The following is a 17,672-nucleotide window of genomic DNA, read 5'->3' on the forward strand; positions in this document are numbered from 1 at the left end:
GCCCATGGCGGAGAACAATTCCAACTTCATGAGCGGCGTGCCCGAGCTGCTGATCCTGCGCCTGGTGCGGGAGAAGGAGATGTACGGCTACGAATTGGTCCAGGCCATCCGGGAGCGTAGCCGCGACGCCATCGCTCTGGGCGAGGGCGTGATCTACCCGGTGCTGCACGCGCTGGAGCGCGACGGCGCCCTGTCCTCCAGCCGCAAGACGGTCAACGGCCGCAGCCGCGTCTATTACGCCCTGACCGCCGCCGGGGCCCAGCGCCTGGACAATCTGGCCGGCAACTGGTCGCGCCTGACCGACGCCATCCACGCCATCTTGATCGGGGTGCAGCATGCCTGAGATGTTCGGCCCCTTGCGCCACCGGCTGCTGACCGCCGGCATCGCCCCCCGCCACGCCCGCCGCTATGTCGCGGAACTGCGCGACCACGCCGCCGACCTGGCGGACGAGGAACGGGCCGCCGGCCTGGCCCCGGACGAGGCGCACAGCCGCGCCCTGGCCCGCCTGGGCACGGCCGACGACCTTGTCCGCGCGATGGTCGCGCGCGGCGATTTCCGGTCCTGGGGCGCCCGGGCGCCTTGGGCGGTCTATGGCCTGGGGTCGATGCTGGGCGTGGCGATGACATACGGGCTGGCCATCGCCGCCGTCGCCGCCATCGTGGAAACGCATCGCCCCACGCCGGAAGCCCGGCCCGTGCTGCCCGACTGGTTCGACAGCGCCTTCGCCACCATCACCTATGTTCACGGCCTGGTCCTGCCCCTGGCCCTGGCGGCGGTCTTCGCCTGGATGGCCACCCGCCAACGCATGGCGGCGCTGTGGCCCAGCGTCGCCATGCTGATCGTGGGAATCGTCGGCGGCAGCGGCACCCTGGACTTCATCCGGCCCACCGACCCGCACGGCATCATGGAGTTGGAAATCCGTTTCGCCTTGGCCACACCCTGGCCCGGCCTGAACGACTGCCTGCGGCACATCGCCATCAACCTGCTGCTGACCCTGGCGCCCTACGTCGCCTGGCATGTCTGGCGCAAGGCAGTGACGGAGTACGCCAGCGACGACGACGCCTTGATACCAAGCTGACCCAAGGGGCTGATCATGACACTGCGATCGATCCAAAGCGCGGGCCGGCTCGCGCTGATCCTGGCGGCCGCCCTGTCGCCGGGTGCCGCCAGGGCGCAGAGCGGCGCCCCGGTAGCGGCCGGCCCGGCCACGAACCCGGGCCAAGACGCGACCATGGGTGAGGACATCATCGTCACCCCCAGCTTCCTGCCCTCGCCGGAAGAGGTGAAGGCCTTCCATGACGAGGAATACGGCCGGCTGAAAGGCATCTACGCCCCCGAGCCGCCGCCCGTCAGCCGGGGCGACCGCCTGACCCGCAACAACACCGCGAACACCGGCACCGTGGCGGGTGCCCAGTCGCTGAACTGCGCCAACGTGAGCGAGTGCCGCGCCGCCTATACCGGCGACAAGTGACGATCAGAGGCTGAAACAGGCCAGCCCGTAGAAGGCCAGCGCGATGGCCGGGCCGAAGGGCATTTCCGCCGTCTCCTCCCCCCGGTGGCGCCTGGCCAGCCACCACAGCGGATAGAACGCCAGGCCAAGGCCGGCGGAAAGCAGCACCAGCCAGGGCATGCCGGCCGGGCCGATCCACCAGGCGGCGGCCGCGAACAGCTTCACGTCCCCCAGGCCCAGCGCCACCCGGCGCAAACGCCGGCTGAGGGCCCAGCGCACCGCCAGCAACGGCAGGACGACGAGGACGGCCGCCGCCAGACCCGGCAACGGCGCCACGGTCCAGCCCGCCAGGCTGCATCCCAGGCCCAACAGGGCGACCGCCAGGGTCAGGCCATCAGGCAGATAGCGGTGCCGCAGGTCGATGACGGCGCCAGCCAGCAGCAGGGTGGCCAGCAGGCCCAGGGCCGCCGTCTCGGGCCCCCAATCCAGGCGCGCCACCGCGACCATGACAGCCAGCGCGGCCAGCGCCTCCCCCACTGGATAGGCTGCGGGGATGGGGGCGCCGCAGCAGCGTGCCCGCCCGCCCAGCGCCAGCCAGGAGAAGACCGGCACCAGGGCCGGGGGCGCCAACGGCGTGCCACAGGCGGGACAGCGCGACCGGCCCATCGCCCACGGCTCATCGCGCGGCAGGCGCCAGGCCAGCGCCATGGCGAAGCTGCCGGCCACCAGGCCCAGCAGGGCGGCGGCCATGAGGGAAAGCGCCGTCCACAGGCTGTCATCCGGCGCGCCCATCAGAGGCCCCCGCCCCGGTCGGTCCCCATGCGATCCGTCATGACACAGGCGTCACGGCCGGCCAGGACGGGACGCTGCCATTCCAGCGTCAGCCAGGGGGATTCGGCATCCGTGCCGGATCCCGCCGCCTGTTGTCCCACGCCGCGATACAGCAGCACGCTGCGGCGCACCTGGGGCCGCCCCTCCTCCGCCACCGTCACCCGCACCATGCCGCCGGCGACCAGGCCCAGCGGCCCCTCGCCCCGCTCCTCCCCCGCCGCGGGCTTCGCCCCAGGACGGCGCACCAGCGGCGCCAAGCCGCGGAAGGGTCCCCGGGCATAAACCGTGCCCCAGCGGCGCAGGCAGGCGGCGATGTCCGGGTTCAAGCCCGGGATGGCATCCAGATCCTCCAGCGACCACAGGGCGCGCACGGGATCGATGGTCAGGTCCAGGCCGTTCGCCCCCGGCGGGTCCATGCCGCGCCAGGCGGCGATGGCGTCGGCCGCCTTCAGCGCCTGGCCTTCCGAAAAGCCCAGGGTGTGGATGGCCTGGGCCAACGCCTTGCGCGACAGGCCGTTGAGGTCGATGCGGCCGGTTTCCGGCGCCACGGTGACGGTCAGGGCCTGGCCGTCCAGCACCAGCCGCCGGGGCGGAGGGATGTCAGCATCCCCTTGCGCCAGCAGCCCATCGAGCGCGGTCCAGGTGGCGGCCGCCGCCCGCTGGTCCTGCCCCGCCGCGATGGAGGCGACGCGCGCCAGCTTACGCGCCGACAGGCCATTACCCATGACGACCAGGCCCACCGCCGTGGCCATGGCCAGCAGGAACAGGACCAGCAACAGGGCGTAGCCGTCCCGGCCTCCGCGCCCGGCTCCCCTGGGCACGCCGCCGGCCATCATCGACCCGTGGGCGCCGCCGGCTCATGGGACGGCGGCGTGGCCGGCAAGGGCATGGTCTGTATCGGGGGCGGCATCACGGCCGGCGGCGGTACCGGCGTGCCGCCGGTGGCCCCGGCGAAGATTTCCAGGCGGCTCATGCTGGCACGCAGGGCGTCCGTCACCTCGCGTGCCCGGGTGGCGTCGCGCACGATGACCGGGCGCAGGAAGACAAGCAGCTCGGTCCGCCCCTTGGTGTGGCCGTCGGTGCCGAACAGCTTGCCCAGCACCGGGATGTCGCGCAGGTAGGGGATGCCGGCGCCGTTGCGGCTGGAGGTGTCGCTGATCAGCCCGCCCAAGGCCACCGTCTCCCCATCCTGCACATTCACCACGCTGGTGATCTTGCGCTGCTGGATGGTGGGGCTGTCGATGCCGGACGTGGTGGTGGTGGTCACGGTGCTGACCTCCTGGTTCACGTCCAGCACCACGGCGCCACTGCGGTTGATGCGGGGCGTCACCTCCAGGATCACGCCGGTGTCGTGATATTCGACGGAGTTCACCACGGCGCTGTCGCTGGTCAGCGTGCTGGTGGCCGACTGCACCACCACCGGCACCTCATCCCCCACCTGCAGGCGCGCCGTCTCGTTGTTCAGCACCATCAGGCGGGGGGCCGACAGCACCTGGACATCGGTGACGCTGGACAGCGCGTTCAGCACCACCCGGGTGTTGGGGGTCAGGAAGGTGTAATTGAAGTTGGGGTAGCTGGCCCCCACGGTGGCGCCGTTGGTGTTGGAGAAGCCCGCCGTGCTGCTGCCCCGGTCCAGGAACCACTGGACGCCGAAGTTCAGCTGATCGTTCAGCGTCACCTCGGCGATCGTCGCCTCGATCAGCACCTGCTCGCGCGGGGCGTCCAGGCGGGTCAGCACCTGTTCCAGCAGGGCGTACTGCGCGCCCGAGCCGAAGATCAGCAGGGCGTTGCGCCGCTCATCCGCCACCACGCGCACACCCTTCAGTTCCGACAGCCCATCCTCCTCACCCCCGCCCTCGCCCGCGGCACTGGGCAGGGGGGCCCCGCTGGCCACGGGGCTGGGCGGCGCGCTGGCCGCGGAGCCGGAGGCGCCGGTGGCGGCGCTGCCGCTGGGCGGGCTAGTGCCGGCGCCGGTGGACAGCCCGCCCCGGCTGGCGGTCATTGTCGTGGTCGTCGTCGTCGAGCGGCCGCCGGCGCGGCCCCGGCCCTGCTGCTCCGCCGCCTGCTGCTGCTCGGCGCCGGCGCGGCCCACCAGCCGGTTCAACGCGTTGGCCAGTTCCACGGCGGAGCCGTTCTGCACCTCATAGAAATGCACGACCTTGCCGCCATCCGGGCCCGGCCGGTCCAGCCGGTCGATCCAGGTGCCCACGGTGGGCAACAGCTCGGGCCGCTTGGCCACCACCAGCAGGGCGTTCAGCCGGCTGATGGGCACGAAGTCGATCATGCCCTGCAAGGGGCCGCCATCCAGCTGCAGCACGCGGCGCAACTCCGCCTCCAGCCGGGCCGGTTCCACCGACTGCAAGGTGTGGAGGGAGAAGGACAGGCCGGCCAGCCAGTCGACGTCGAAACTGGCGACCAGCTGGGTGAAGGACTCGATCTCATGCGCCGTGCCGTTCACGATGAAGATGTTACGGCCGGCGTCCGCCAGCTGAATGAAGCCCTGGCGGGTCAGGGGGTGGACGATCTTGTCCAGTTCCGCCACGGAGACATGGCGGATGGGCACGATGGCGGTGCTGAAGCCCGCCGTGCGCTCCGCCGCCGAGGGGGTCTGCACCGGCGCCTGGCCGGCGGCGTCGGCCGCCGGCACCACCTGATAGAAACCGTCGCCGCCGATGATGGCGAAACCCTGGGTGCGCAGGGCCGCGTCCACCGCCGCCAGCGCCTGGCCCCGTGCCAGCGGCCGGGTGGTGCGGATGGTCACCTGGCCCTGCACCTTGGGATCGATGGTGTAGTTCAGGCCCAGCATGCCGCCCAGCACGGCGTCGAGCACGGAGCGGACATCGGCGTTGACGAAGTTCATCTCCACCGGTTCGCCCCCGTCCCCGCCGGCCGGGGCCACGCCCGACACCGGTCGGGTCTGCCGCACCAACTGCCCCGTGCCGGTCACCGTCTGCGCCGGCACGCGCGGCGGCGGGGCGCTGGGGCCGATGATGCCGCTGACCGGGGCGGTGGAGGCCGGCGGGGAGGACGGCAAGGGCGTGCCCGGCCCGCGCGTCACCGCACTTTCCGAACAGCCGAACAAGACCAGGCACGCGGCGAGCAGCAGGCGGGGCGGGGCGCTGGGACGGAATGGGGTCATGGCTGCTGCCTGGGCGTGCGGGAGGGCGGATGACTGGGCTGGGCATCCAACTGCTGGGGATCGGGCGGCGGCGGATTGGCGGGGGCGGGACCGGCCGCCGCCGGAGGCGTGGATGGCTTGGCCGATGGCGCCGTCGGCCCTGGCGCCGCCCCGGATGGCGGCGGCACGCCGGTGGCGCCGGGGGCGGGGGGCGCGGCGGGAGATGCCGACGCCGAGGTCGCGCTTGGCGATGGCGCCTGCCCGGCGGGGGCGCCGGGCGGGGGGGCCGGTGTGGGAGTCGGTGTGGATGCGGGCGCCGCCAGGGGTGCCACTGGGGGCACGATAGGGGTGCCGGCCGTGGGCGGTGGCGGCAGGACCAGAGGATAGTCGCGCACCGCCGCCCCCCGGCGCAGGCGCAGGGTGGCGCGGCCGATGGCCGCCACCGTCCAGCCCTGAAGGTCGTCGCCCAGGCGCACGCTGAACGGCTTTTGCGACTTGCGGTCCAGCCCGGTGGCGGCCCCGCCCCCCACGCCAGTGATCACGCCCGTCACTTGCAGGTCCGGCCCATCGGACGCCACCGGCCCCCCTCCCTTCAGGGGGGGCCGCCGGTCGGGCGTGAACAGGGGACGCCGCGCCGCCTCCCCCGGCTCGGCGGACAGGCCCATGGCGGTGGGACCGGCCAACGCCGGAACCGCCGGCAAGGGCGCGCGGGCCCGCACCGGCTGGTCCGACGCATCGACGGCCACCGCCAGCGCCAGGCCGGCGCCAACCGCCAGGCCGGCCGCCGCCAGCATCATCGCGGGCCGGTCAAGGGGCGGCCAGGTCGGCATAGACGTCGATCTCCAGCTCCAGGGTCACGGGGTGGTCCTCGCTCGGCGCCGGGCCACGCGCGGCCCGGCCGAAACCGGGGCCGGCCGCCCCCGGTTCCGCCGCGTCGGCATGCACGTGCACGGACCGCAGCAACAGGCGGGGACGCACCCCATCCAGCGCCGCCACGGCGTTGGTCACGGCCACGGCGTCCCCCTCCGCCGCCACGGACAGGTGGACGCGGCGATAGGCGCCGCGGCCGGCGTCCGATCGCGCCATCAGGGTGCGGACGGTGACGCCGGCCTGCCGCAGGGCGCCACGAATGTCGCCTTCGGCATCGGCCTGTACCGCCGCCACGTCCGCGCCCCTGCGCAGCAGGGTGTGTGTCCCCAGCGCCCGGTCGAACAGGGCCGCCCGGCGGCTGAGGTCATCGCGCTGGCTCAGCAGGGCGCGGGCACTTTCCAGCTGATCCAGGCGGGCGACGCGGCGGGCGGCCGCCTCCTGCACCCCGTCCACCAGGGGCGCCAGGTAGAGGTAAGGCGGCAGCGCCAGCAGGCACAGGGCGACGGCCAGCACGAACACGGGGCGGGGGGCGGTGGCCGCCATCTCAAGGCCTCCCCACGGCGAGACTGGTCGCCAGGGTGAAGTCGCGCACCGGGCCGCTGGACTGGCCGGCCACGGGCGCCGTCGGTGGTGTGGCCGCCGCGTCGGCGGGGTCGATGAAACGCGGATCGGTGAAGGGGTCGGCCGCGCGGACGCGCGCCAGCACGTCGGCCAGGTCGGATGCCCGGCCCTGCATGGTCAGGGCCTGGGGCGTCAGCGTCACGTCCTTCAGCCAGACGCTGTCGGGCAAGGCCAGCGCCAGTTCGTCCAGCACCTGGCCCCGGCCCGGCTGGGCCAGCAGCACGGCGGTCGCGGGGGCGTCCGGGCTGAGGAACAGGATGCGGTCGCGCATGTCCTGCACGGCCCGCGCCTCCTTGGCCACCGACGCCAGCTTCTGCTCCACGTTGGCGGTCTGCTGGTCCAGAATCCAGATGGCGACGGCGAAGGGAATGGGCAGGGCCAGCCAGAACAGGCCAGCGACCATGGCCATGCCCAAGGCCCGCCGACGTACCCGCAAGGTGTTGAAGCGGAGAAATTCGGGCGCTGGCCCACCCGCCACGGCGGCGGTGACGCCCGCCAAGGTCAAGCCCGCCGCCACCGCCGAGGCCAACGCCGCCGACAGCACCGTCCGCCGCACCATGTAGACGCGGGCGACAGGGGCGGAAGCGGTCCCGCCCCCGTCCCCCGGCGGCACCGTCACCACATCCCAGGCCAGCAGGTCGGGGCGCAAGGGCATGAAGCGATGGGCCTGCATCTCTATGAGGCCGCGCGCGTCGACGATGGCGCCGCTCAGCCCGCCTTTGGGCAAGGGCACGTCCACCGTGTGCACGTCCGACGGATCCAGCACCAGGCGCACGGGCGCGCGTCCCGCCGGCGCGGTCACGCCGGCGCCGCCGGGCGGCACGAATACAACCGGCACCTCCAGCCCCAGGGGCTTGCGCCAGCGGCGCGGCAAGGCCGCGACGACACCGTCGGCCAGGCCATCCATGGCCAGCACGGCCAGGCGGTTCACGCGGCGGGCCAGGGTGGGCATCTAGGTTCCCCCGGGGCGGCAGCCGCCCTGCACGGGATCATAGGCGCACAGCACCCCGCCCCGCACGACGGGGGCGGCGATCATGGGCGGCCAGGGCGCCTCCCCACCCGCCAGCGCCACGTCCAACCGCACCAGGGCCGGGGCCCGGGCGGTGTCCGTCCAACGGTCGGTCCAGGCATGGGCCTGCGCATCGAAATAGGACCAGGCGATGCGCGTCGCGCCGCCGACCAACACGCCGTCGCCCGGCGGCGGACCGTCCGGGCGCAGGGGTGCCACCCGCAGGCGCAGGGCCAGATGGCCGGCCGGCCCTTCCACCGTCAGGGCGATGCGGTAGAGGCCGCCCCGGCCCAAGCCGGCGGGCAGGGGCGCCAGCACGTCGAAATGCCGGGCGTCGCGTTCCAGCGGCGGTATGTCCGCCCCGGCCGCGCCCAGGTCGCCGGGCGTCAGGGCGTTGGTCACCAGGAAGCGGGTGAAGTCATGCACCCGGCCCAGGTCGGCGGCGGCGCGCTGCAGGGCGCCGCTGCGATCAGCCATGCGGTTCATCAAGGGCAGGAGGCCCACGGCCGCCACCGCCAGCATGCCCAGCAGGGCCAGGGCCACCAGCGCCTCCACCAGGGTCATGCCCTGGATTCCGTTGGGGCGGTCGTTGCGGGTATTTCGGATCGCGCGGGCCATCGCCGTCATCGCGTGTCGTCCACCACGGCCCGGCTGGTGACGACCGCCAATACGGGCCCCTCCGTTCCCCGCGCCGTCCCAGGCGCGCCCATGATAGTCTGGGGCGGCGGGGCCATGCCGCGGACTTCTACCCGATAGTCCCGGTCGCCGGTCGGGGAAACGGCCACCGGCACAATTTTGACACGGTAGGGCAGGCCCCCTTCCGTTCCCTCCGGCGGCGCGTCCGTGGGCCGGTCGGCCAGGGGAATGGCCACGCCCGCCTCCGCCGCCACCGACTGGGCCAGGCGCAGGGCCACCGTCTCCCCCCACGCCTGCCGTGCCGCCCAGGCGCCGGACCAGGCGGACTGCATCAGCAGCGCCGTGCCCAGGCCGAAGATGGCCAGGGCGATCAGCATTTCCAGCAGGGTGAACCCAGCGGCCCGGCGCTCGAGGGCGGCGTTTGAGCGGCGCATGAGCATTCCCATCAATCTGGCCCCCTCCTATTCCCGGTGGACCGTGCCCAGCGGCCAGTCCACCCGCACGGTGGCGGCGCGGTCGCCCTCGCTGAGGCGGATTTCGGCGCCGGGGGACCAGCCGCCGGGCAGGAAGACCACGGCGCCGGGCCGGCCGGCATCGGCGCTGTCGATGGCCAAGGTCACGGCGGCGATGCGGCGCAGCCGCCGGCCGGCGGCACCGCCGGCGGGATGCTTCAGGTCATCCAGGGAAAAGGCCACCAGCTGGCCGGTCACCATGGCCTCGACCTGGCGGTTGCGCAGCTCGTCCTCAAGCGCGGAGACGGCGGCGCCGAAGCGCAGGCCGGGCAGGCGATCCTGGATGCCCAGCGCCAGGGCCGCCCCCAGGATGCCCAGGATGACCAGCACCACCAGCACCTCGACCAGCGTGAAGCCGGCCGCATGCCGTGGTGGGACCTCGGCCAGCATCATGGCCTACCAGCTGGTGACGTCGCGGGCGTCACCCTCGCCGCCCGGGGCGTTGTCGCTGCCGTAGGTGAAGATGTCGTAGGCGCCGTGGTCGCCCGGCACCTTGTAGCGGTAGGCGTTGCCCCAGGGGTCTATCAGGGCCTGGCGTTTGCGCAGGTAGGGCCCGCGCCAGCTGGCGTCGCCGGCGGGCGCCGTCACCAGCGCCTCCAGCCCCTCTTGCATCGTGGGATAGCGGCCGACATCAACGTAGAACAGGTCGATGGCCGCCACCAGGGTGTTGATCTGGGCCTGCGCCGCCTCCCCCTTCGCCTTGCCCAGGCGGGCGACCAGGTTGGGGGCGACCAGCAGGCCCAGCAGGCCGATGATCACCAGCACCACCAGCACCTCGACCAGGGTGAACCCCCGCTGCCCGCCGCGCCGTTTACGGAAGGAGGGGATTCGGTCCAGGGTGTCAGAGGGCGATGTCATTCAGGCTGAGGATCCCCGCGATGAGGGCGGCGAAGATGCCGCCGACCATGCCGCCGAGAACAAGGGTTAGGACGGGCGTCACCAAAGACAAGGCCCTATCCAGCGCTAAGCCCCTTTCGCGCTCCAACACTTTCGATAGATCCAGCAGACCCTGGGGCAGGCTGGCCGTCTGTTCCGCCATGGCCAGCATGCGCGACAGGCGGCGGGGGAACAGCGGTTCGGCCTGCACCGCGCGGCTGAGGTCGGACCCGCCGCGCACGGCGACGCGCACCCGGTCGGCGGCGCCGGCCAGCGCCCGGTTGGCGACGCAGCCGCCGGCGGTGGCCAGGGCGGAGGCCAGCGGCACCCCGCCGCTGAGCAGGCTGGCCAGCGTGCGGGTGTAGAGCGCCAGCTGGGCATCGCCGATCAGCCGGCCCAGGGGGCCGGTGGCCACCAGCAGCATGCGGTCCATGCGCAGGCGCAGCTCGGGCTGGCGGTAGGCGCGCAAGGTCGCCAGCACGGCCAGGGCGCCGCCCGCCAGCAGGCCGGGGCCGAAGCGGCCCAACAGGTCACCAATGGCCAGGACGGCGGCGGTGGCGGCGGGCAGCTTGGCCTTGCTGCCGGCGAACAGGTCCTGGAACTGCGGCAGGACGTAGCCGGCCATCAGGGCCAGGGCCGCCAGGGTCAGAAGGCCGATCAGGGCGGGATAGGTCATGGCGCTGACCAGGCGCTGGCGGAACTGGGCGCGATCCTCTTCCAGGGTCGCCAGGTGGCCCAGGGCGGCGGCCAGCGATCCGCCCTGTTCCCCCGCCGCGACCAGGCCGATGAATTCCGGGGGAAAGACCCCGCCCTGAGCCGCCAGGGCCGCCGCCAGGCTGTCGCCGGCACGCACCCGGGCGCGGATCTCACCCACCAGGGCACCGGCGGCCGCCCGCTGCATCTGGTCGGCGACCAGGCCCAGGGCCGGTTCCAGGGCGAAGCCGGCGGAGACCAGGTTGGCCAAGTCCCGCACCAGGGACAGCCGTTCCGCCCGCTTGAGACCCTTGGCGCCACCCCCGCCGGAGGCCCGCCCGGCCCCTTCCGCCTTGATCGACAGCGGCGTCAGGCCACGCTGCATCAGCTGGTCGACGGCGGCGCGGCGGTCGGCGGCCTCGATGGTGCCCCGGCTGGCGCGGCCATTGGCGTCGACGGATCGGTAGGTGAAGTTGGTCATGGCCATCGTCGTCATTTTTCTTAATCCGCCTTGGTCACGCGCAGGATTTCCTCAGGCGTGGTCACGCCGTCCAACACCCGCTGCAGGCCGTCCTGGTACAGGGGCACCATGCCGCCGGTCGCCACCGCCACCGCCTCGATCTCCGCCGACGACGCCCCCTGGCGGATCAGCGCCCGCACCTGGTCGTTGACGGGCAGCCACTCGGCGATGGCGCAGCGGCCGCGATAGCCCGTGCCGTTGCAGGCGGGGCAGCCCACGGCGCGGTGGACGGTGGTCAGGCGCGCCGGCAGGCCCAGGGACGCCGCCGCCTCGGCCGACAGGGCGTGGGGCTGGCGGCAGCTGGGGCACAGGGTGCGCACCAGGCGCTGGGCCAGCACGCCGTTCAGGGTCGAGGCCAGCAGGTAGGGGTCCACCCCCATGTCCATCAGGCGCGGCACCGCGCCGGCGGCGTCGTTGGTGTGCAGGGTGGACAGCACCAGGTGGCCGGTCAGGGCCGCCTGCACCGCCACCTTGGTGGTCTCGCCATCGCGCATCTCACCCACCAGGATGACGTCGGGGTCCTGGCGCAGGAAGCTGCGCAGGGCATGGGCGAAGGTCAGGCCGATGCCGGGCTTCACCTGGGTCTGGTTGATGCCGTCCAGCAAGTATTCCACCGGATCCTCGACGGTCAGGATCTTGCGGCGGGCGGCGTCCATGCCACGCAGGCCGGCGTAGAGGGTGGTGGTCTTGCCGCTGCCGGTGGGCCCGGTCACCAGCACGATGCCGTGCGGGCGCTCCAGCTCGGCCGCCAGCGGCTCCGCCACCCAGGCGGGCAGGCCCAGGCCGTCCAGCCGGCCGCCGGCGGTCTGCTGGTCCAGGATGCGCATCACCACGTCCTCGCCATGCACGGTGGGGGTGGTGGAGACGCGGAAATCGATCTCGCGGCCCTGCAAGGTCTGGCGGATACGGCCGTCCTGGGGCAGGCGCCGCTCGCCGATGTCCAGGCCGGCCATGACCTTGACGCGGGTGATGAAGCCGGCGGCCACCCGGCGGGGCAGCACCTCGGCCTCACGCAGGATGCCGTCGACGCGGTGGCGGACGACCAGGCGGTCGGCCATAGGCTCGACATGGATGTCGGTGGCGCCGGCGGCCAGCGCCGCCTGGATGGCGTTGCCCACCAGGCGCACCACCGGGCCCTCGCTGGCAAGGTCCCGCAGGCGCTCGGCATCGCCCTCCAGCAGGTCGGGTATCTCATCCTGGTTGGCGGCGGCGGGTGCCGCCTCGTACAGCCGGTCCAGCGCCGCGGCGATGGCCGTTCCCGTCATGACCACGGGGCGCACCGGCCGGCCGGCCAGGAAGGCGGCGGCGGCCAGCGCCTGGGTATCCAGCGGGTCCGCCACGGCGAACACGGCCTGGGTGCCGTCACCAGGAGTTCCGCCCGCGGTCAGGGGCAGCATCAGCTTGGTCTTCAGGAAGGACAGGTTGGCCGTTTCCATCATCACCGGCGCCTCGGGCAGGTGGTCGGCCGGCCACAGCGCCAGGCCCAGGGCCTGGGCGTACGCCCCCGCCATATGCTCTTCCGACACCAGCCCCAGATCCACCAGCCGACGGTCCACCCGGCCACCCGCCGCCTGCGCGCGCGCCACGGCGCCATTGGCCAGCTGCCCCTGCGCCGCCAGCGCGGACAGGACGCGGGCCAGGGGATCATCCTGGTGGCCGTGCCGCCGCATGGTATCGGTAACAGCACGGGCAGCTGAGTGTTGATGGGCGGTCACGTAGTATACCTTTTAAAACTGGATGCCGAATATGCTGGGTGCTCTGCTTGGGAATAGTTCTAGGTCGTAAAGGTTAATATATCGCGAAGGGCCTAGGCCTGTACGTCTAGCTCTTAAGAGGTAGTCGCGACCCATGAATTGGCGGGACTTTTCCCATCTCTTTGGAAAAGCTATATGAATCAGGCGATAACGGCTTGTGAACAGACGAAATAAGCTGGTGTTTTGGCCCCCGCCTACGCCTTTCATCTAGGCATGGGCCGGGCTTGGGCAAGGCATCTTGCTTAACAACAAAAGACAATATTCATAAAATTTTAGATTTAACGCCGCCGGCACATTTACCAAAACGTATCGGTAGCTACTTGAATCTTTTCGGTTTTTCTTGAGCGCCTAATTTATAGACACGCCCATTTAGATGGGCCGACAGTCAAGGCTTGCAATAAAACGTTGCTGATCCAGCCTGAGGGAAGACCACCCTTGAAACGCACGCATTGCTGGACGAATTTCGCTGAACCGTATTCTAAATCCCATCCAATCTGTCCAGCAGCTTGCGCGACCGGGCTAGCAGATCGATGAAGGCCGCATCCTGGATCTTGGCCAGCCGCACGGCGAAGGCCACTGCCTCGGGGTCGCGTTGACCGGACAGTTCATGCAGGGCTCGTGCCCGCTCCAGCCCCGCCGCCAAGCTGGTGTACCAGTAGACCAGGTCGCGCGGCAGCGGCGTGGGCAGGTACCCCACCGTGCTGCCCAGGGCACGGAACACAGGCATGTAGTCGCGGTCGCCGCGAAAGGCGTGATGCACGACCGATGGCGCCTCGCCACAGGCCTGCAGGTCGGCGCGCAGCATCGACAGGTAATTCTCCTCGATATGCTGCGACAGGGCGCCGATCTCGCCGATCAGGGCGCAGGCGATGTTCCGCTTGGCCCGCAGGCGCACGCGGCGCTCATGGAAGGTATTGGCGATGAAGCCCGAGAAGCCGCCGACGACACCGCCGGCGACGGCGCCCGATATCTGCAACCATGGCAAGTCCACCATCCCATCCCCCTTGCTCCCGCCCCCACCGCACAATAACGGTTCATCAGGCCCAGGCACCACCGTTAGTCCGCGCCCACTAACCGTTATACCAACCTATGAGACGGGGCGCCGCCATCACCCTGGCCCAGGCGCTGGGCGGGTGCTGGCAGCCAGCCTCACCGTGAGCCGGCACCATCCCGGATGTATGTGCGGGTGCGGTGACGCACCCGTGACGCGGGTGGCGCGCCTATATCCTTCGCGACGCATATTTTTCGGTAGGCCGCTGATAGGGTTCGGAGATCCATTCCGCCTCGGGCGAAGCCACCGGGCGAATCTTCCGGCCACAAGAATTTAGCGTTTTGCGAACAAATAATAAGCGAAGCGTCCTATATTCATCGAAGCCTCGAATCATAGAAAATAAACACCAAACCGCCACCAAGTGGTTTCGTCGCCGAACTAACGGGCCTGGCCGGAGAATTTAGCCTATCTTTCATATTTCTCATCTACTATTGCCGCTATGCAGCATTCTTCCTGGAAACGAGGAAACTTCATGGATACGGCATTGGCGGCCATCACGACGCCCCCCACGCGAACGGAACCACCGCCCCTCGCCCCCTGGGCCACGCTGGCCCGGCAGGCCATGGAGTATTGGGTGGACGCGGGCCAGCGCTCCCTGCTGTTCCTGGATGTGCTGCGCCAGCGCGGCAACGACCATTTCCGTTACATGGACGAGGCTTGGCCCAACGTCCTGAGCTTCCCCTACGAGCTGGTGATGGACGGGCGAACGCTGGCGCGGCCCGTCAATTACTGCCTGGTGCGCATCCTGCCGCCGGCCGACCGGCCCACCAATCCCCGACTGCGCCCCTTCGTGGTCTTCGATCCCCGCGCCGGCCACGGCCCCGGCATCGGCGGCATGAAGCATGACAGCGAGATCGGCGTGGCCTTGGCGGAGGGGCACCCCTGCTACTTCGTGGGCTTCCTGCCCCAGCCGGTGCCGGGCCAGACGGTGGAGGATGTCTGCCGGGCGGAAGCCACCTTCGTGGAGAAAGTGGCCGCCCTGCATCCGGAGGCGGACGGTAAGCCCAGCCTGATCGGCAACTGCCAGGCCGGCTGGCAGGTCATGATGATGGCCGCCACCCGGCCCGACCTGACGGGGCCCATCGTGCTGGCGGGGTCCCCGCTGTCGTACTGGGCGGGGGTGCACGCCAAGAACCCGCTGCGCTATCTGGGCGGCCTGCTGGGCGGCACCTGGCTGACGACGCTGAGCGGCGATCTGGGCAACGGCATCTTCGACGGTGCCGCCCTGATCGCCAATTTCGAGAGCATGAACCCCGCCAACACCCTGTGGAAAAAGAACTACGCCGTCTATTCCAGGGTGGACACGGAAGGCCCGCGCTTCCTGGAGTTCGAGCGCTGGTGGGGCAGCCCCATCCTGCTGAACGCGGGGGAGATGCAATACATCGCCGATGAGCTGTTCCTGGGCAACCGCCTGACCCGGGGCGGCATCGCCCTGTCGGACGGCACCAAGGTGGACCTGCGGGCCATCAAGTCGCCCATCATCGTCTTCTGCTCGTGGGGGGACGACATCACCCCGCCGCAGCAGGCGCTGGACTGGATCCTGGACCTGTACGAGAGCGACGCGGAACTGGCCGCCGGCGGCCAGACCATCGTCTATTCCCTGCATCCCAGCATCGGCCACCTGGGCATCTTCGTCTCCGCCAAGGTCGCGGCCAAGGAGCATGACGAGTTCACCCGGACCATGGACCTGATCGACGTCCTGCCCCCGGGGCTGTACGAGGCCGTGTTCACGGAAAAGACGGGCGTGGCCCATGCCGAGCTGGTGTCCGGCCACTATCTGACCCGGTTCGAGCGGCGCGGCCTGGACGATATCCGCGCCCTGGGCGGCAACGACGCGCGCGACGACCGCCGCTTCGCCACCGTCGCCCGGGTCTCCGCCCTCAACCGCGACCTTTATGACCGCACCCTGCGGCCAGTGGTGCGGCGTCTGGCGACGGACCACGGCGCGGAGTGGTTGCGCCGGATGCACCCCAACCGCTTGCGCTTCGAAGTGTTCTCGGACAAGAACCCGGCCATGCTGCCCGTCGCCGGCCTGGCGGACGCCGCCCGCGCCCACCGCCGGCCGGTGGCCGCCGACAACCCCTTCCTGAAGGCGCAGGAGGCTGTGTCGGACGGCGTGGTGCAGATGCTGGACACCTGGCGCGACCTGCGCGACCGCGCCACGGAGACCTTCTTCCTGACCTTCTACGGGTCCGCCCTGCTGCAAGCCGCCGTTGGCGTCGACGCCCCGGCGCGCAAGCCGCCGCCCGCCCCGGACATCTCTGATGCGGCCGGGGACGGCGCTGGCCGGCTGCGCCAAGGTGGCGTGCCCGCCGCCATCGTCCGCGCCCTGCTGCATGTCCTGCAGGCGGACGCCCATGCCGGCGCCGATGAGCGGCGCTTCGCCGTGCTGCGGATCCTGCGCGACCAGGCCCCGGCGGAGGCGCGCCTGACCCTGGCGCAGTTCAAGACCCTGGTGCGGGAGCAGTCGGACCTGTTGCACCGGGACACGGCGGCGGCCTTGGCGGCCCTGCCCGACCTGCTGCCGGCCGACGCCGGCGCGCGCACCCGCGCCGCCGACGCGGTGCGCCAGGTCGTGCTGGCGGGTGAGACGCCGAGCCCCGCCGTGACCGCGCGCCTGGAACAGGTGACGGCCCTGTTCCAGGACGCCCACACGTCTGCACCCAAGCCTGCGGCACCCAAGCGCCACCGCGCCCGCGCCGCCACCCCCGCCACCTGAGAGCCGCCCGTTATGGAGACCGCCATGGACAGCCCCACCGCCGCGACCACCCCCACGGTGCAGGCCGACATCGCCCGCCACAAGAAGTACCAGCGCCTGATCGCCGCCGCCCACCAGGCCGGTCCGCCCCCCACGGCGGTGGCCCACCCCTGCGACCTCAGCGCGCTGGAGGGGGCGATCGACGCCGCCCGCCTGGGCCTGATCGCCCCCATCCTGGTGGGGCCGGAGGCGCGCATCCGCGCCGTGGCGGAGCAGGCGGGCCTGGACATCGGGACCCTGCCAATCGTCGACACGCCGCACAGCGTCGCCTCCGCCCAGCGCGCGGTGGAACTGGTGCGCGAAGGGAAGGCGGAGGCCCTGATGAAGGGCAGCCTGCACACGGACGAGCTGATGGGCGCCGTGGTCAAGACGGATACGGGCCTGCGCACCGCCCGGCGGCTCAGCCATTGCTTCGTCATGGACATTCCGGGGCATGACGATCCGCTGATCATCACCGACGCCGCCGTCAACATCGCGCCCACCTTGGCGGAGAAGGTGGACATCGTGCAGAACGCCATCGACCTAGCCCTGATCCTGGGCTTCGGCGAGGTGCGCGTTGCCATCCTGTCGGCGGTGGAGACGGTCAACCCCAGAATCCCCTCCACCATCGAGGCGGCGGCCCTGTGCAAGATGGCGGAGCGTGGGCAGATCACCGGCGCCATCCTGGACGGGCCCCTGGCCCTGGACAACGCCATCAGCCCCCAGGCCGCCACCATCAAGCACCTGACCTCCCCCGTCGCCGGCCATGCCAACGTCATCCTGGTGCCGGACCTGGAGGCGGGGAACATGCTGGCCAAAAGCCTGACCTTCCTGGCCGGGGCGGACGCCGCCGGCATCGTGCTGGGCGCCCGCGTCCCCATCATCCTGACCAGCCGGGCCGACAGCGTGCCGGCGCGGCTGGCCTCCTGCGCCGTGGCGGCCCTGATCGCCCGCCATCGCCGCACCCTGTCAGCCAAGGCGGTGGGGTGATCC

At 71.5% G+C, this 17,672-nt stretch carries 18 protein-coding genes; 5 read left to right on the forward strand and 13 right to left on the reverse strand.

Features of this window, described 5'->3' with window-relative positions; translation table 11 throughout:
• Positions 1–4 precede the first annotated feature (4 nt).
• From UAJ10_RS27505 to UAJ10_RS27515, 3 genes are read left to right on the forward strand one after another with little or no spacing between them, the layout of a single operon-like run.
• On the forward strand, positions 5–343 hold the full coding sequence (locus UAJ10_RS27505) for a PadR family transcriptional regulator (RefSeq protein WP_322918560.1): 339 nt from the start codon (positions 5–7) through the stop codon (positions 341–343).
• Positions 336–1,079 carry a permease prefix domain 1-containing protein gene (locus UAJ10_RS27510; RefSeq protein WP_322918561.1) on the forward strand — a complete coding sequence of 248 codons (744 nt, stop codon included), beginning with the start codon at positions 336–338 and terminating at the stop codon, positions 1,077–1,079. The genes UAJ10_RS27505 and UAJ10_RS27510 overlap by 8 nt, the downstream gene beginning before the upstream one ends.
• 15 nt (positions 1,080–1,094) lie before the next feature.
• On the forward strand, positions 1,095–1,472 hold the full coding sequence (locus tag UAJ10_RS27515) for a hypothetical protein (protein ID WP_322918562.1): 378 nt from the start codon (positions 1,095–1,097) through the stop codon (positions 1,470–1,472).
• Between the two features lie 3 nt (positions 1,473–1,475).
• Here UAJ10_RS27515 and UAJ10_RS27520 read toward each other — a convergent pair whose 3' ends face one another.
• The 13 genes from UAJ10_RS27520 to UAJ10_RS27580 all read right to left on the reverse strand — a co-directional run bounded on the left by UAJ10_RS27520 (position 1,476) and on the right by UAJ10_RS27580 (position 13,885).
• The gene (locus UAJ10_RS27520; RefSeq protein ID WP_322918563.1) at positions 1,476–2,243 is read right to left on the reverse strand and encodes a prepilin peptidase; all 768 of its coding nucleotides are present in this window, start codon (positions 2,241–2,243) and stop codon (positions 1,476–1,478) included.
• A complete protein-coding gene (locus UAJ10_RS27525; RefSeq protein WP_322918564.1) occupies positions 2,243–3,103 on the reverse strand; it encodes a hypothetical protein in 861 nt (286 codons plus the stop codon). Before UAJ10_RS27525 ends, UAJ10_RS27520 begins: the two co-directional genes overlap by 1 nt.
• A gap of 11 nt (positions 3,104–3,114) precedes the next feature.
• On the reverse strand, positions 3,115–5,421 hold the full coding sequence (gene gspD / locus UAJ10_RS27530) for a type II secretion system secretin GspD (RefSeq protein ID WP_322918565.1): 2,307 nt from the start codon (positions 5,419–5,421) through the stop codon (positions 3,115–3,117).
• On the reverse strand, positions 5,418–6,230 hold the full coding sequence (locus UAJ10_RS27535; protein ID WP_322918566.1) for a hypothetical protein: 813 nt from the start codon (positions 6,228–6,230) through the stop codon (positions 5,418–5,420). The genes gspD and UAJ10_RS27535 overlap by 4 nt, the downstream gene beginning before the upstream one ends.
• Positions 6,208–6,813, reverse strand: a complete 606-nt coding sequence (locus UAJ10_RS27540) for a GspMb/PilO family protein (protein WP_322918567.1) — start codon at positions 6,811–6,813, stop codon at positions 6,208–6,210. The genes UAJ10_RS27535 and UAJ10_RS27540 overlap by 23 nt, the downstream gene beginning before the upstream one ends.
• 1 nt (position 6,814) lies before the next feature.
• Positions 6,815–7,843 (reverse strand): PilN domain-containing protein, encoded by a 1,029-nt coding sequence (locus tag UAJ10_RS27545; RefSeq protein ID WP_322918568.1) that lies wholly within the window; start codon positions 7,841–7,843, stop codon positions 6,815–6,817.
• Positions 7,844–8,518 carry a prepilin-type N-terminal cleavage/methylation domain-containing protein gene (locus tag UAJ10_RS27550; RefSeq protein WP_322918569.1) on the reverse strand — a complete coding sequence of 225 codons (675 nt, stop codon included), beginning with the start codon at positions 8,516–8,518 and terminating at the stop codon, positions 7,844–7,846.
• 5 nt (positions 8,519–8,523) lie between these two features.
• The gene (locus UAJ10_RS27555; protein WP_322918570.1) at positions 8,524–8,970 is read right to left on the reverse strand and encodes a type II secretion system protein; all 447 of its coding nucleotides are present in this window, start codon (positions 8,968–8,970) and stop codon (positions 8,524–8,526) included.
• Positions 8,971–8,997: 27 nt separating this feature from the next.
• The gene (locus UAJ10_RS27560; RefSeq protein ID WP_322918571.1) at positions 8,998–9,438 is read right to left on the reverse strand and encodes a prepilin-type N-terminal cleavage/methylation domain-containing protein; all 441 of its coding nucleotides are present in this window, start codon (positions 9,436–9,438) and stop codon (positions 8,998–9,000) included.
• Between the two features lie 6 nt (positions 9,439–9,444).
• Positions 9,445–9,906: a type II secretion system major pseudopilin GspG gene (gene gspG / locus UAJ10_RS27565; RefSeq protein ID WP_322918572.1), complete on the reverse strand. Its 462-nt coding sequence runs from the start codon at positions 9,904–9,906 to the stop codon at positions 9,445–9,447.
• Entirely contained in the window at positions 9,890–11,113 is a 1,224-nt protein-coding gene (locus UAJ10_RS27570) for a type II secretion system F family protein (protein WP_322918573.1), read from the reverse strand. Before UAJ10_RS27570 ends, gspG begins: the two co-directional genes overlap by 17 nt.
• A gap of 5 nt (positions 11,114–11,118) precedes the next feature.
• Positions 11,119–12,807, reverse strand: coding sequence for a GspE/PulE family protein (locus UAJ10_RS27575; protein WP_322918574.1), 1,689 nt, complete (start codon positions 12,805–12,807; stop codon positions 11,119–11,121).
• Positions 12,808–13,369: 562 nt separating this feature from the next.
• Positions 13,370–13,885 carry a hypothetical protein gene (locus UAJ10_RS27580; RefSeq protein ID WP_322918575.1) on the reverse strand — a complete coding sequence of 172 codons (516 nt, stop codon included), beginning with the start codon at positions 13,883–13,885 and terminating at the stop codon, positions 13,370–13,372.
• Between the two features lie 529 nt (positions 13,886–14,414).
• On the opposite strand from UAJ10_RS27580, the gene UAJ10_RS27585 reads away from it, so the two are divergent.
• Positions 14,415–16,661, forward strand: a complete 2,247-nt coding sequence (locus UAJ10_RS27585) for a DUF3141 domain-containing protein (RefSeq protein ID WP_322918576.1) — start codon at positions 14,415–14,417, stop codon at positions 16,659–16,661.
• Positions 16,662–16,685: 24 nt separating this feature from the next.
• Entirely contained in the window at positions 16,686–17,669 is a 984-nt protein-coding gene (locus tag UAJ10_RS27590) for a phosphate acetyltransferase (RefSeq protein ID WP_416235408.1), read from the forward strand.
• Positions 17,670–17,672 lie beyond the last annotated feature (3 nt).

Source organism: Nitrospirillum guaranorum (genome assembly GCF_034653275.1).
Taxonomy (GTDB): Bacteria; Pseudomonadota; Alphaproteobacteria; order Azospirillales; family Azospirillaceae; genus Nitrospirillum.